This window comes from Streptomyces sp. NPDC007025 (genome assembly GCF_042869455.1).
In the GTDB taxonomy this organism is placed as follows: Bacteria; Actinomycetota; Actinomycetes; order Streptomycetales; family Streptomycetaceae; genus Streptomyces.
Genome location: NZ_JBIAFT010000012.1, coordinates 264,477 through 278,157 on the forward strand (window position 1 = coordinate 264,477; position 13,681 = coordinate 278,157).

Consider the following 13,681-nt stretch of genomic DNA (forward strand, 5'->3'; position numbering starts at 1 on the left):
ACCGAAGGGCTTGTCGGTGAACTAGGACGGACGCACAGTGACCTAGTGCACACCGAATTCACCTCTCAAGAGAGGAGCGCTGTATGGGCTCCGAGAACGACCCCCTCTTTCAGGAAGACCTGCGCCTGCTGCCGTGGACGTCGGAGACCGGGAAACCCTGCTACCTGGCGCCCGGGGCCGAGGACGGGATGATCTCCGCGCCGGCCGATGCGACCGAGGAGCGGCAGATCCGCGACGCGGCGGGGGTGTTGGGGGAGGGCGAGGCGCTTCTGGCGGATCCCGGCGCCGGGGCTCTCGCGCTGCGCCTGGCCCTGACGGCGGCCGTGCGGGCCCTCCGTGACGCGCTGCGCATCGCGCACAGCCGGGGGCTCCGGCTCGGGGTCTGCGACGACGGGTAGCCGGGGCAGTAGCGCGGGGACGCGCTGCCGGCGTGCGGCTCCGCGCCGCGCCCGGCTTCGGCCGTCCCCTCGGTTGCCCCCCGGCTGCCTCCGCGCGAAGCGGGACAGGGGCACGCCGGGAGTCACCCCGCGACGCACAGGGCGCCGCCGCCCGGAGGGGCCGGGCGGCGGCGCCGTGCCGTGCGGGCCGTGTCGGTCGCGGCGGCGGGGTCAGCTCGTGAGTACCGACCTGAGCTGGTCCAGGCCCCAGTCCAGGTCCTCCCTGGAGATGCACAGCGGCGGGGCCAGCCGGATGGTGGAGCCGTGGGTGTCCTTGGCCAGCACCCCGCGGGCCAGCAGCCGTTCGGAGATCTCGCGGCCGGTGCCGTACGACGGATCGATGTCGACCCCCGCCCACAGGCCGCGGCCGCGGACCTCGCGGACCGCCGTGGTCGGGAGCAGGCGCAGCTCCCGGTGCAGGTGTTCGCCCAGGTCCTTGGCGCGCTGCTGGTACTCGCCGCTGCGCAGCATCTCCAGGACCTCCAGCGCCACCGCGCAGGCCAGCGGGTTGCCGCCGAACGTCGAGCCGTGCTCGCCGGGGCGGAAGACGCCCAGCACCTCGCGGGTGGAGACGACGGCCGAGACGGGCACCACGCCGCCGCCCAGCGCCTTGCCCAGTACGTACATGTCGGGGACGACGCCCTCCTGCTCGCAGGCGAAGGTGGCGCCGGTGCGGCCGAGCCCGGACTGGATCTCGTCGGCGATGAACAGCACCCCGCGGGAGCGGGTCAGCTCGCGGACCCCGGCGAGATACCCGGGCGGGGGCTCCAGAACGCCCGCCTCGCCCTGGATGGGCTCCAGGAGCACGGCCACCGTGTCCGCGTCGACGGCCTCCTCCAGCGCCGCGAGATCGCCGTAGGGGACGATCTCGAAGCCCGGCGTGTACGGTCCGTAGTCGGCCCGGGCCTCCTCGTCGGTCGAGAAGCTGATGATCGTCGTGGTCCGGCCGTGGAAGTTGTTGTCGGCGACGACGATCTTCGCCTGCCCGTCGGGGACCCCCTTGACCTGGTAGCCCCATTTGCGCGCCGTCTTGACGGCGGTCTCCACCGCCTCGGCGCCGGTGTTCATGGGCAGCACCATCTCCATGCCGCACAGCTCCGCGAGCTGTGCGGCGAAGTCCGCGAAGCGGTCGTTGTGGAAGGCACGCGAGGTGAGGGTGGCCCGGTCGAGCTGGGCCTTGGCCGCCGCGATCAGGCGCGGGTTGCGATGGCCGAAGTTCAGCGCCGAGTAACCGGCCAGCATGTCGAGATAGCGGCGCCCCTCGACGTCGGTCACCCACGCGCCGTCCGCGGTGGCGATGACGACAGGGAGCGGATGGTAGTTGTGCGCGCTGTGAGCCTCCGCTGTGGCGATGCTCTGCGCGCTCGAGGAGCTTGAGAGGGTGGGTTGCGTCGACATCGTCGTCTCCGTTCCGCCGTGCATACCGGCATACCTGCCCGGTGGGGCCGCACCTTTCTATCGTCCCTCGGCAGGCGGGGGGTACGAGAGTGCCCGATCGGTTCCGCCGCGCGCCCCCGGCCCGGGCCGTGAGCCCCCGTGCCTCCGTGCCGGGCCCGCGTGCTCCCGCGGATCTCTCCCGTGCCCCAGGTCACCCGGGACGGGGGCATCGGCCGGTCCGGACACCTGAGAGAATGACGGCATGGTCAATGATCGTCCTCGTGTGCTGTCCGGTATCCAGCCCACTGCCGGTTCGTTCCATCTCGGCAACTACCTCGGTGCCGTGCGCCAGTGGGTGGCCCTCCAGGAGACCCACGACGCCTTCTACATGGTCGTCGACCTGCACGCCCTGACGATCCCCAAGGACCCGGCCGACCTGCGCGACAACTCGCGGCTGGCCGCGGCGCAGCTCCTGGCCGCCGGACTGGACCCGCAGCGGTGCACGCTCTTCCTGCAGAGCCACGTTCCCGAGCACACCCAGCTGAGCTGGATCGTGGAGTGCCTGACCGGGTTCGGCGAGGCCGCGCGCATGACGCAGTTCAAGGACAAGTCGGCCAAGCAGGGCACCGACCACACCAGCGTCGGGCTGTTCACCTACCCGGCACTGATGGTGGCGGACATCCTGGTCTACCAGGCCCACCAGGTGCCGGTGGGCGAGGACCAGCGCCAGCACCTGGAGCTGACCCGCACCATCGCCGAGCGCTTCAACGGGCGGTACGGCGCCACCTTCCCCGTGCCCGAGGCGTACATCCTCAAGGAGACGGCGAAGATCTACGACCTCCAGGACCCCGGGGTCAAGATGAGCAAGTCGGCGTCCACTCCCAAGGGCCTCGTCGAGCTGCTGGACGAGCCGAAGACCACCGCGAAGAAGATCAAGAGCGCGGTCACCGACACCGACACCGTCATCCGGTTCGACCAGGACAAGAAGCCCGGCATCAGCAACCTGCTGACGATCTACGCCACGCTCACCGGTTCCGGAATCCAGGAACTGGAGGATAAGTACGCGGGCAAGGGCTACGGTGCGCTGAAGACCGACCTCGCGGAGATCGTCACCGAGTGGGTGACACCTTTCCGCACCCGGACGCAGGAATTCATGGACGACCCGTCGGCGCTGGACAAGATCCTGGCCGACGGCGCGGAGAAGGCCAGGGCCGTGGCGAGCGAGACGCTGCGGACCGTGTACGACAAGGTGGGCCTCGTGCCCGGCAGGCAGTGAAGGGAGAACCTATGGGCGCGGGAGCGACCGTCACCCTCGGCGTATCGCTCGCTGTCCCGGAGCCGTACGGCACACTGCTCCAGGCGCGGCGGGCCTCTTTCGGCGACGCCGCCGCCCATGGCATCCCCACCCACATCACGCTGCTGCCGCCCACCGAGGTGCCCGCCGCGGCCCGGCCGGAGATCGAGGCGCACCTGGCGGCCGTGGCGCTGGCCGGACGCGCCTTCCCGGTGCGGCTCTCCGGCACCGGCACCTTCCGGCCGCTCTCACCGGTGGTCTTCGTCCAGGTCGTCGAAGGAGCCACGGCCTGCTCCCGGCTCCAGGAGCAGGTCCGCGACCCGCAGGGCCCGCTCGATCGCGAGCTGCACTTCCCGTACCACCCGCACGTGACCGTCGCGCACGGCATTCCGGAGCCCGCCATGGACCGCGCCCACCGGGAGCTGGCCGACTTCGAGTGCGCCTGGACGGCCGCCGGGTTCGCCCTCTACGAGCAGGGCGCGGACCAGGTGTGGCGGCTCAAGCGCGAGTTCCCGTTCGCGCAGCACCCCAGCGCCGGCCCGGGCCCGGCGGCCGGCCCCGGCCATCCGCAGGGCCCCGGGGTGGAGGCCGCGCCCAGCTTCGAGGTCACCCTCCCGTCCGGAACCTGCCGCCCGCCGTACCAGCGGCGCTCGGCCCGCCCGCCCGCCACGCTCTGACCGCCTCCCCCGGACGGGGAACGCTGAGCAGGGCAGCGCCCCCGCGGCGTGCGGTACGCGATACGGTCCGGTGACGGCTGGAGCGCGCGGGGCTGGGCAGGTGGCTGGTGTGGAAAAACTGACGAAGCTGCCGATCGTGGGCTCGTCCCTCGCCCGGCTCCGCGCCACCCGCCTCTGGCGGATCTACGAGCACCTGGACACCCGGAAGTGGACCCGGCTCGCCGCCGCCATCACCTTCAACAGCTTCCTCGCGCTGTTCCCGATGCTGGCCGTGGGCGCCGCCGTGGCGGCCGCGCTGCTCTCGCACGGCCAGATGACCCGGCTCCAGAACACCCTGACCGAGCAGGTGCCGGGCATCTCCGACCGGCTGGAACTCCAGTCGCTGGTGGACAACGCGGGCACCGTCGGCGGCATCGCGGGCGGACTGCTGCTGCTCACCGGCGGCCGCTGGGTCGGCGTACTGCGCGAGAGCCTGCGGGCCATGTGGGACCTGGAGGAGGACCCCGGCAACCTCGTCGTGCGCCGCGTGGTCGACGTCGGGATCCTGCTGGGCCTCGGCGTCGTCGGACTGGTCTCCTTCGGCGGCTCCGCCTTCGCCGTGACCGCCGTCACCCGGGTCGCCGAGCGCCTGGAACTGGCCGAGGGCGGAGTGGGCACGGTACTGCTGCGCACCGCCGCCTACGCGGCGGCCGTCGCCGCCGACTTCCTGCTGCTGTGGTACGTCCTCACCCTGCTGCCCCGGGTGCGGCCGCCGCGCCGCGCGACGGTGGCGGCCGCCCTGCAGGGCGCGGTCGGCTTCGAACTGCTGAAGCTGCTGCTCGGCGGCTATCTCCAGCAGGTCGCCGCCAAGAACCTCTACGGCGCCTTCGGCGTCCCCATCGCGCTGCTGCTGTGGATCAGCTTCATGACCAAGCTCCTGCTCTACTGCGCCGCCTGGACGGCCACGGCCCCGGCACCCGACGGAGGCCCCGAGGACCGGCAGCCGGTCAAGGACCTGGCCGTGAGCGGCGGCGACGACTCACCCAACGCCGTGAGCGGCGACGACTCACCCGACGCCGAGGGCGCCGAGGGCAGCGAGCGCGAGGCCGCCGGGGGCAGCGAAGCCGACCCCGGCGGTGCGGCGGCCCGCGCCGGTGAGGAGTCCACCGCCGGGCCCCACACCACCGGAGAGGACGCCACCGGCGAAGGGGGCCCTGACGCCACCGGCGGAGGCGACACGGGCCCTGACGCCACCGGCGGAGGTGACACGGGCCCTGACGCCACCGGCGGAGGTGACACGGGCCCTGACGCCACCGGCGGTCGGCACACCACCGGTGGCGCCGACGTCACCCGCGACGGCGGCGGGCCAGCTCCGGAAGCGGCCAGCGGCGGTGTACCCCGTACGCCACCAGAGCGAGGACGACCAGAACACCGGCCGTGATCCCCAGCGCGGTACCGGCACCGCCCGAGGGCTTGTCGGCGGAGTGCGCGGCGGCACGTGCGTCCGAGCCGCCCGCCTCACCGTCCTTGCCCGCCTGGGGGCCGCCGTTCGTCGCGCTGCCCGGCGCCGCCAGCAGACCGACCGGCTCCACCTTGCCGTCGGCGGCGAAGCCCCAGTCCAGCAGCTTGGCGGCCTCCTTGTAGACGCTGTGCGGCTCCTTCGCGTCCGGGTGCATCACCGTCACCAGCAGTACCCGGTCCCCGCGCTGCGCGACGCCGGTGAAGGTGTTGCCCGCGTTCGTCGTGAAGCCGTTCTTGACGCCCGCGATCCCCGGGTAGGGGTCGACACCGACATCACCGGTCAGCAGACGGTTGGTGTTCTGGATCTGGAAGCTCCCGCGCTTGGTCTTCCCGGTCTTCTTGTCCTTCTTCGTCTCGCCGGGGAACTTCGCGGTGGCGGTGGCCGCGTACTCGCGGAACTCCTCGTTCTGCAGGCCGGAGCGCGCGAACAGCGTCAGGTCGTAGGCGGAGGAGACCTGGCCCTCGTGGTCGTAGCCGTCCGGGCTGAGCACCTCGGTGTCCTCGGCGTGCAGCGCGCGGGCCTTCTCGTTCATCTCCCGCACCGTCTTCGGCACGCCGCCGTTCATCGCCGACAGCACGTGCACCGCGTCGTTGCCCGAGCGCAGGAAGACGCCGAGCCACAGGTCGTGCACCGTGTACGACTCACCCTCCTTCACACCGACCAGGCTGCTGCCCTCGCCCATCCCCTCCAGGTCGGACGGGACCACCTTGTGGCTGCGGTCCTTGGGCAGCTTGGGCAGCACCGTGTCGGCGAAGAGCATCTTCAGGGTGCTGGCCGGGGGCAGCCGCCAGTGCGCGTTGTGCGCGGCCAGCACCTTGCCCGACTCCGCGTCCGAGACGATCCACGAACGCCCCGAAAGCTTCTCGGGCAGCTCGGGCGCCCCCTCCTTCAGATTCACCTGGGTACCCGGCCGGCCCAGCTGCTCGCCGCCGACCGTCGACATCTGCGCCGGAGGCTTCGGCTCCGCGGGCTTGCCGCCCGGCTCGTTCTCGTCCGCGTAGGAGGGCTGGGCACCCGCGGCAGCCAGCAGGCAGAGGGCCAAGGCGGCGGACGCGAGGCCACCGCGCGCCGCCGTACGCCGCGTGCGCGCGGTGCCGCGCGCGCACGGGCGCGCGGCGGGAGCTGAATAATGCGAAGAAATGGGCACCCTGCGAACGTACAGGCCCATCGGCGCGCCGGGGACGTCGAGGCCCGCCAACCACGGGTCCAAGTAGCCCAACTCGCCCAGTCCCGTAGGCCAATGGGGGGTAGGGGGCAGCGCACCCGGACCCCCAGGGCCGTCCCGAAAGCTCACCAGGGGGGCGCCCGGCAGCCACCGACGGCACACCGGCCATACTGGACATCATGCGCGACGCCTCCACCACCCCGCCCACCGCGGAACCCGCCCCCGGGCCGGAGTCTGAGTCCCCGGCCCGGCGGCGCACCGGGCTGGTGCTCTCCCGGCGCGTCTCCTGGTTCCTGCTCGCCTTCGGCGTCTGGTCGTGGTTCGTGTGGGTCACCTTCGTCAAAAACCTATGGAAGGACAGCAGCGGGCTGGCCTTCGACGACGCCGGTGCGCCCACGGGCTACTTCTGGGTCCATCTGCTGCTGGCGATTACTTCGTTCCTGCTGGGAACGGCCATCGGCGTGCTCGGACTGCGCGGACTGCGGGCGGCCCGGCGCACCTGAGGCGGGCGCGGAATCCGGTGAGCGGGGGAGACGAGGGGGAGGGACGACTTCCATGGTGGTTGTGTTCGTACTGATCGGGCTCATCGTGCTGGGCCTGCTGGCCGGCACGCACCTGTACCTGTGGCGGCGCTTGGTACGCGACGTGTCCGCGCCCCGGAGCGGGTGGCGCCGCCTGGGCACGGTGCTGGCGGTGCTGCTGCCGGTCACCACCCTCGGCGCGCTGGTCTCCGGCCGGGCCGGTGCCCCCTTCCTGACGGAGCAGATATTCGCCTGGCCGGGCTTCCTCTGGCTGGCCTGCCTGCTCTATCTGACCCTGGCGCTGCTCGCCGGAGAACTGGTGCGGTTCGTCCTGCGGCGCACCGCATGGGGGAGGGCACGGTCGATCCAGGGCCCCACCGCGGAGCCGGCCCCGGCCGTGGTGGAGCCGGCGCCGGTCGCGGAGCCGGTCACCCCTGCGGGCGGCCCTGCGGTCACCCCTGCGGGCGGCCCGTCCCCGTCCGCCGGGGCGGCCGTCCCGGCGGACGCCGACGCGGAATCCGGTCACGCCGTCGCGGAATCCACCGCGACCGGCTCCACCGAGGCCGGGCCGCACCCCGACGAGCCGCACACCGTGCCCCTCGCCGCGCCCGTACCCTCCCGCCGCGTCTTCCTCGCCCGCACCCTCGCCGTCACAGCGGGCGCCGCCGGGCTGGGCACCACCGCGGCCGGGGCCTACAGCGTGTTGAACGGGCCCACCCTCAAGCACGTCACCGTCCCGCTGGCCAAGCTGGGCCGCCGCACCCACGGCTACCGCGTCGCCGTCGTCAGCGACATCCACCTCGGGCCGATCCTGGGCCGCGGCCACACCCGGCGGATCGTCGACGCCATCAACGGCACCCAGCCCGACCTGGTGACGATCGTCGGCGACCTGGTCGACGGCAGCGTCGCCCACCTCGGCCCCGCCGCCGAGCCGCTGCGCGAACTGCGCTCCCGGCACGGCACGTTCTTCGTGACGGGCAACCACGAGTACTTCGGCGACGCCCGCGAATGGATCGACCACCTGCGGGAGCTGAACGTCCACCCGCTGGAGAACGCCCGCCGCGAACTGCCCGGCTTCGACCTCGCCGGGGTCAACGACCTCGCCGGCGAGGAGCAGGGCGAAGGGCCCGACTTCGACCGGGCGCTCCGCGACCGGGACGCCGAACGGGCCTGCGTGCTGATGGCGCACCAGCCGGTGCAGATCCACGAGGCCGTGGACCACGGCGTCGACCTCCAGCTCTCCGGCCACACCCACGGCGGCCAGCTGTGGCCCGGCAACCACCTGGCGGCGCTCGCCAACCCGACCGTCGCCGGACTCGAACGCTACGGCGACACCCAGCTCTACGTCACCCGCGGCGCGGGCGCCTGGGGCCCGCCGGTCCGCGTCGGCGCCGACTCGGACATCACCGTCGTCACCCTGGCCGCCAAGAAGGCGTAGTCAGGCCGCGCCGAGCGGGCCGCCGCTCACCGCTCCAGCAGTTCGAGAGCCCGCGGCCAGGAACTGCTGCGTGCGGCCTGGTCCGCCTCCGCGGTGGCGGCGACGGCGCCGTCCCGGCCGCCCTCCTGGCCCGGCTGACCCAGCGGGAACCAGTTCACATGGTGGCCGGCGTCCGGATACACCAGCTTCTTCGCGCCCTGCCGGGCCATGGCGGCGGCCGAGGCGGCCGAGCCCCACATCTTGTCGTTGCCGCCCGCGACGGCCAGCACCGTGCCGCGCACCCGGTCCAGCGGAATCGGCCCGGTCGGGACCGGCTCCCCGTGGTCCGTCCAGGCGGTCGTACCGCTCAGATACGGACCGTTGACCTTGGACGACGGCGCGTACGCGATCACGTCGCGGAACACGTCAGGGCGCCGCTGCCCGAGCAGCTGCGCGGCCTCGCTGCCGCGCGAGTTGCCCATCACGGCCAGCTTCTCCGGATCGGCGCCCCGCTGCTTGCGGAGCAGCCGCCCGGCCCGCGTGAAGTAGTCCAGATCGATGCTGTCGATGCCGTTCGGGCGCCCGGAGTCCTTTCCGCAGCGGAAGTAGCACACCGACATCGCCGGGTGCCCGTGCGAGGCGAGCAGCGCGGCCGTGTACGTACCGGAGTTGCCGCCCTCCGAGCCGCCGAACACCAGCACGGGCGCCTTCGCGTCCCCGCCGCCGCTCCGCCCTTCGGGCGGCAGGTAGAGATCGCCCGCCACCTTGTCCCCGGCGACGGTCAGCTCACGGTGCGTGGTGCCCTTCGTCAGCCACTGCCGGACCAGGTCGCGGCGTGCCACCCGCTCGCCCTCGTCCTTCCCGGACAGCGCGGTGGCGGTGAGCCGCACCGAGTAGGAGCGCTGCTGCCCGGGCGGGCCCGGGTGGTACGAGAACGCCTTACCGCTGCCGATCAGCTTCTTCGCCCGGCCGCCGGTCGGCAGCATCCGCTCCAGCAGGTCCGCGGTGCCGCCGCTGCCCAGATCGACGGCGCCGTCCTCGTCCGCCGTCCGCCGCACCGCCGCGGCCCACCGCTGGTCGTGCCGGTCCTTCGCCCCGGCGGTGATCCTGACCTTCGTGCCCGGGGTGAGCCCTTCGAGCCGTACATGCACCTGCTCGTCCGCGCGGGCGACCGGATGGTCCGCCGTGAAGTGCGCGGTCGGCTTCGGCTCCGGGTGCGCCTTCGCGGGGTCGCTCGCCCCGCAGGCCGTCGCGGCGAGGGCCATGGCCACTGCCGTTGCCGTCGGTGCGATCCGTATGCGTCCCATCGTCCGCACCCTACGCACTCTTCCCCGGCGCCCCCTTGCGGGGGCGCCGTCCCCCCTTCTTCGCTGGGCGCCCCCGTCGGTCGTTGCCGGGTGCGGCGCCGTTGTCGGGGGCTTCGCCCCCGAACCCCCGTTGTCCTCGCCGGACGGGCGTCGGGGCGGCTCCGCCCCCCAACAGCCCCCCGCTAGTGGGCTCCGCCCCCTAGGACCCCCAGCCGCAGTGGTGTGAGCCTTTGCGGGCCTTGCTCCGGGTCTTTTCTTGGGCCCTTCGGGTGCGGGAGGAGTCCTGATGCCGTCCGTCACAGCCCAAGAGTGCTCCCGCAACGAAAGCCCCCCGGCGGGCCGGCGCGGGTATCGGCGCCTGGGGGCTCAGGAGTGCACCTCACCCGTCGGGTAGAGGGCATGGATGGCGGAATTGTTCAACTCGTCAGCCCACACGTACAGACGTCGGTTCTCAGGGATGCTCAGGTTGCAGGTCTTGGTCTTGCCGTAGCCGCCCACGTGACACCTTCCCCACTCCTTCGAGATGTCGCTGTAGTCGTCCACGAAGATGCTGATGCCGTATCCGTCCTTGCGGGCGTCGGTGATCGTGATGATCTCGCCGTAGTCCTTCCAGGTCCAGCGAGCCCGCACGATGCCGTCGTTGTCCGTGAGCGTGCCGTATACGGTTCCCGACGCCTGGGCGGGGACTGCCGTCAGGCTCAGGGTGGCGGTGGTGGCCGCTGCCAGTGCAGCGGCCGTGGCGAGTCCCCTGGCGAGCTTCGTGCCGTGCTTGAACAAGGTGCTATCCGCTTTCTTCCGGTTCTGCTGTGAGAGCTCCTGGGCGTCATTGCAGACCGGCTCGCCAACACAACGCCAACAGTCCTGGGCGACCGGTCTCGTGTCGGGTGGCGGCCATTAGCATGCCGACGGGAGGGCAGGCTGCTGATGCGCGGGAGCGGTGAGATACGGGACCGGAGTCCGGACGGGCTGCGCTTCGGTCTGCTCGGGACGGTCTGCCTGTTCGATCCGGTCACGGGGGAGCCGTGCCCGGTGGGCGGCACCATGGTCCGCACCTTGTTGGCGGCGCTGTTGCGGGAACCAGGAAGGGTCGTGACAGTCGAGGCGTTGCAGGACGCGCTGTGGGACAGCCCGCCTCCCTCGGCCCGAGCCTCGTTGCAGAACTTCGCCGCACGGCTGCGGCGGGTGCTCGACGACCCGGGCCGGTTGCGCGGTCTGCGCACCGGATACCGACTCGTGGTGCAGGACGGTGAACTCGATGTCCGGGTCTTCCGGCATGGTGTGGTCGCGGCCCGTGCAGCCGCTGCGGCCGGGCGCTGGTCCGAAGTGTCGGAGCGGACGCGGGCGGCTCTCGCGCTGTGGCGCGGCGCCCCACTGACGGGCGTCCGGACGGAGTTCGTCGACCTCGCCTACGCCGACCGGCTCCAGGAGGAGCGTCTGGAGCTCCTGGAGTGGCGGATGGAGGCCAGGCTCGCTCTCCGCGACGATCCCGCGCAGCTCGTCCCTGAGCTGACCGGGCTGGCCGCCGGGCATCCGCTGCGGGAAGCGTTCCACCGGCAGTTGATGCTCGCCCTGCACCGGTCGGACCGGCAGGCCGAGGCGCTGGAGGTGCACCGGGTGCTGCGCCGGACCCTCGCGGAACGGCTCGGCACCGAACCGGGGCCCGCCGTGCAGGCAGCTCACCAGGAGGTGTTGGCCGTCCCGGCCGCGCCGCGGGGGAGAGGCAGGGGAGCCGCACGGCTCGCTCCGGCGACGACACCGCCTCCGCCGAGGTGCTTCACGGGTCGGGAAGCCGAGCGTGCCGCGCTGCGTTCGGCGCTGGGCGGGACGGCGGACGGTGGGCCACGGGTGGCCGTCGTCAGCGGGATGCCCGGTGTGGGGAAGAGCGCTCTGGCTGCGCAGGCCGCCTACGACCTGCGAAGCGTCTTCCCCGGCGGGCAGCTCTACGTTTCTCTGCACGGTGCGGCGGCCGACGGTTCCCGGCGGACACCGCAGCAGGCGATCGCCGTCCTGCTGCGGGATCTGGGGGTGGCGCCGCAGGACGTCCCTGGGGACGAGGAGGCTGCTGCCGCGCTGCTGCGGACGGTGCTGGCGTGCGAGCGCATGCTGCTGGTACTGGACGACGCCGCCTGTGCCGCGCAGGTCCGGCCGCTGCTGCCCTCGGGCGTCGGCTGCGGGGTGCTGATCACCAGTCGCAGCGGGCTGACGGCGCTGGACCGCGTTCGGCACGTGGCCCTGCGCCCGATGACGGCTCGGGAGAGCGCCGCGCTGCTACGGACCGCCTCCGGCCGGGACGACGGCATCGGCGCGGGGCACCAACTGGTCGCGCTCGCGGGCGGTCTGCCGCTGGCCCTCCGGGTGATGGCCGCGCGTCTGGCGGCCCGCAGCACACTGACCGCCGACCGGCTCGCTCTCCTGCTGGACGGTGACGGCCTGCTGGAAGGACTGGAGTACGACGATCTGAGCGTCCGTCGACTGCTGACAGGTGCTGTACGCGCCTTGCGCGAATCCGAGCGGGGCGTCGACCGGGACGCGGCGCTCGTCCTGGACTGTGTGGGCTCGGTGCCCCTACCCGACTACGGTGAGCCGCTGCTCGCCCGGCTCGCCGGGCTGTCCGCCGGGCGCACCGCGGCGGCGCTGGAACGGCTCACGCAGGCTGCGCTGCTGGAGGAACCCGTCCCCGAGCGGTATACGGCGCACGATCTGGTGCGGGAGGCGGCTGCCGGGTGTCCGGCGTCCGCCGGCCGGCTGAGCACCGCCTTGCGCTGGTACGCGGAAGGTACCGGGCGCCTTCTGTGCGCGCTGGTGCCACCGGGCTCCGAGCGCCGGGACCGGCTGTACGTTCCCGAGGGGGGCGGCGAAGGAGCCTTCCCCGACGGCATCGTCGGCTGGGCGGACGCGGAGCTTCCGAATATCGCGGTGCTGGCAGAGCGTGTCGCTGAAGGGGCCGATGTCCGCGCGGCGGACCGCGCGGCGCTGGCCGGTGTGGTCCGGCAGCTCTTTCCCTTCCTCCAGCGATACGGCCGGATGAACGAACTGGAGGAGTTGGCCCGGCATGCGTTGACCGCAGCGTGTGCGGTCGGAGACGCGCACGCCATCTCGATCGCACTGAGTGATCTCGCGGGCTCCCACTTCCTCGCGGGCCGCCTGAATCAGGCCCTGGAGTTCACGGGCCGCGCGCTGCGGATGCAGCGTGCGGCGGGGGACCGGGTCGGCATCCGCAGGTCCCTCAGTCACCAGGGCCTGCTGCTGGATCGTCTGGGCAGGGACGCGGAGGCGCAGGACGCTCTTCACGAAGCCCTGCGCGTCGCTCAAGGCCTGGCCGACACGGTGGCGCAGTCCCACGTACTGAGCCACCTCGGCAACCTGGCCGATCACCGTGGTGATCCGACCGGGGCAGTCGCTTACCACGAGCGCAGCCTCGCCCTCGGGGAACGCAACGGCGACGCGGTGGTGCGGCACACGGCGTACTGCAACATCGGCTACGCCCTGCTGCGGGCCGACGAGCCGAAGCAGGCCCTGTGCAGCTTCGAGCGCGGTCTCGCGGTCCTGCGGGACTTCCCGGACTGGCACTCGGAGACACAGACCCGCCTGGGACTGGTGCGCGGACTGCGCGCAGTGGGCGACGGGGGGCGCGCCCTTGACGAGGCCACCCGGCTGGCCGAACTGGCTTCGGAACGGCACGACCGCCACGCCGAAGGGCTCGCCCGCCATGAGCGCGGCCACGTGCTGGCGGACATGGGGCGGGCGCAGCAGGCGCGGGAGCAGTGGAGTGCCGCACTCGGCGCCCTGTCCGGCACCGACAGCACCGAAGTCCCCGAACTGCGAGAACTCCTCGGCCTGCTTCCGGAGGACGGCGGGAGCGCTCTTGGGCTGTGACGGACGGCATCAGGACTCCTCCCGCACCCGACGGGCCGGGCCCCTGGTCCGGAGCGAGGTAAGCAGGGGCTTGCACGGGTGCGGCTGGGGGTCCTAGGGGGCGAAGCCC

The 13,681-nt window shown here is 72.7% G+C and carries 10 protein-coding genes and 1 pseudogene; 7 read left to right on the plus strand and 4 right to left on the minus strand.

Features of this window, described 5'->3' with window-relative positions; all coding sequences use genetic code 11:
• Nucleotides 1-83 precede the first annotated feature (83 nt).
• On the plus strand, nt 84-398 hold the full coding sequence (locus ACFYMO_RS24225) for a hypothetical protein (protein WP_388548825.1): 315 nt from the start codon (nt 84-86) through the stop codon (nt 396-398).
• A gap of 210 nt (nt 399-608) precedes the next feature.
• Here ACFYMO_RS24225 and rocD read toward each other — a convergent pair whose 3' ends face one another.
• Nucleotides 609-1,835 carry an ornithine--oxo-acid transaminase gene (gene rocD, locus ACFYMO_RS24230; protein WP_366774783.1) on the minus strand — a complete coding sequence of 409 codons (1,227 nt, stop codon included), beginning with the start codon at nt 1,833-1,835 and terminating at the stop codon, nt 609-611.
• Between the two features lie 241 nt (nt 1,836-2,076).
• Between rocD and trpS the strand changes: the two genes are divergently transcribed.
• The 3 genes and pseudogenes from trpS to ACFYMO_RS24245 all read left to right on the plus strand — a co-directional run.
• Nucleotides 2,077-3,090: a tryptophan--tRNA ligase gene (gene trpS, locus ACFYMO_RS24235; RefSeq protein WP_366774784.1), complete on the plus strand. Its 1,014-nt coding sequence runs from the start codon at nt 2,077-2,079 to the stop codon at nt 3,088-3,090.
• 11 nt (nt 3,091-3,101) lie between these two features.
• On the plus strand, nt 3,102-3,785 hold the full coding sequence (locus ACFYMO_RS24240; RefSeq protein ID WP_276478188.1) for a 2'-5' RNA ligase family protein: 684 nt from the start codon (nt 3,102-3,104) through the stop codon (nt 3,783-3,785).
• A gap of 109 nt (nt 3,786-3,894) precedes the next feature.
• Nucleotides 3,895-4,914, plus strand: a pseudogene (locus tag ACFYMO_RS24245) (YhjD/YihY/BrkB family envelope integrity protein); the annotation flags it as partial.
• 196 nt (nt 4,915-5,110) lie between these two features.
• Here the strand turns inward: ACFYMO_RS24245 and ACFYMO_RS24250 are convergent.
• The gene (locus ACFYMO_RS24250; protein WP_388548830.1) at nt 5,111-6,328 is read right to left on the minus strand and encodes a D-alanyl-D-alanine carboxypeptidase family protein; all 1,218 of its coding nucleotides are present in this window, start codon (nt 6,326-6,328) and stop codon (nt 5,111-5,113) included.
• Between the two features lie 386 nt (nt 6,329-6,714).
• Between ACFYMO_RS24250 and ACFYMO_RS24255 the strand changes: the two genes are divergently transcribed.
• Together ACFYMO_RS24255 and ACFYMO_RS24260 are read left to right on the plus strand one after the other, a co-directional pair.
• Nucleotides 6,715-6,954: an SCO4848 family membrane protein gene (locus tag ACFYMO_RS24255; RefSeq protein ID WP_276479139.1), complete on the plus strand. Its 240-nt coding sequence runs from the start codon at nt 6,715-6,717 to the stop codon at nt 6,952-6,954.
• Nucleotides 6,955-7,006: 52 nt separating this feature from the next.
• Complete coding sequence (locus tag ACFYMO_RS24260) at nt 7,007-8,410, plus strand: metallophosphoesterase (protein WP_388548833.1); 1,404 nt, start codon at nt 7,007-7,009, stop codon at nt 8,408-8,410.
• 26 nt (nt 8,411-8,436) lie between these two features.
• On the opposite strand, the gene ACFYMO_RS24265 is transcribed toward ACFYMO_RS24260, so the two are convergent.
• Together ACFYMO_RS24265 and ACFYMO_RS24270 are read right to left on the minus strand one after the other, a co-directional pair.
• On the minus strand, nt 8,437-9,696 hold the full coding sequence (locus ACFYMO_RS24265; protein WP_388548836.1) for an acyl-CoA thioesterase/BAAT N-terminal domain-containing protein: 1,260 nt from the start codon (nt 9,694-9,696) through the stop codon (nt 8,437-8,439).
• Nucleotides 9,697-10,062: 366 nt separating this feature from the next.
• Nucleotides 10,063-10,473 (minus strand): hypothetical protein, encoded by a 411-nt coding sequence (locus ACFYMO_RS24270; protein WP_366774967.1) that lies wholly within the window; start codon nt 10,471-10,473, stop codon nt 10,063-10,065.
• 147 nt (nt 10,474-10,620) lie between these two features.
• Between ACFYMO_RS24270 and ACFYMO_RS24275 the strand changes: the two genes are divergently transcribed.
• Complete coding sequence (locus ACFYMO_RS24275) at nt 10,621-13,572, plus strand: BTAD domain-containing putative transcriptional regulator (protein WP_388548839.1); 2,952 nt, start codon at nt 10,621-10,623, stop codon at nt 13,570-13,572.
• Nucleotides 13,573-13,681: the final 109 nt, after the last annotated feature.

Excerpts from the sequence above, each read along its gene's own strand:
- ACFYMO_RS24275 (WP_388548839.1), top strand. The coding sequence starts at position 10,621 with ATGCGCGGGAGCGGTGAGATACGGGACCGGAGTCCGGACGGGCTGCGC.
- rocD (WP_366774783.1), bottom strand. The coding sequence starts at position 1,835 with ATGTCGACGCAACCCACCCTCTCAAGCTCCTCGAGCGCGCAGAGCATC.
- ACFYMO_RS24240 (WP_276478188.1), top strand. The coding sequence starts at position 3,102 with ATGGGCGCGGGAGCGACCGTCACCCTCGGCGTATCGCTCGCTGTCCCG.
- ACFYMO_RS24265 (WP_388548836.1), bottom strand. The coding sequence starts at position 9,696 with ATGGGACGCATACGGATCGCACCGACGGCAACGGCAGTGGCCATGGCC.
- ACFYMO_RS24260 (WP_388548833.1), top strand. The coding sequence starts at position 7,007 with ATGGTGGTTGTGTTCGTACTGATCGGGCTCATCGTGCTGGGCCTGCTG.
- trpS (WP_366774784.1), top strand. The coding sequence starts at position 2,077 with ATGGTCAATGATCGTCCTCGTGTGCTGTCCGGTATCCAGCCCACTGCC.
- ACFYMO_RS24225 (WP_388548825.1), top strand. The coding sequence starts at position 84 with ATGGGCTCCGAGAACGACCCCCTCTTTCAGGAAGACCTGCGCCTGCTG.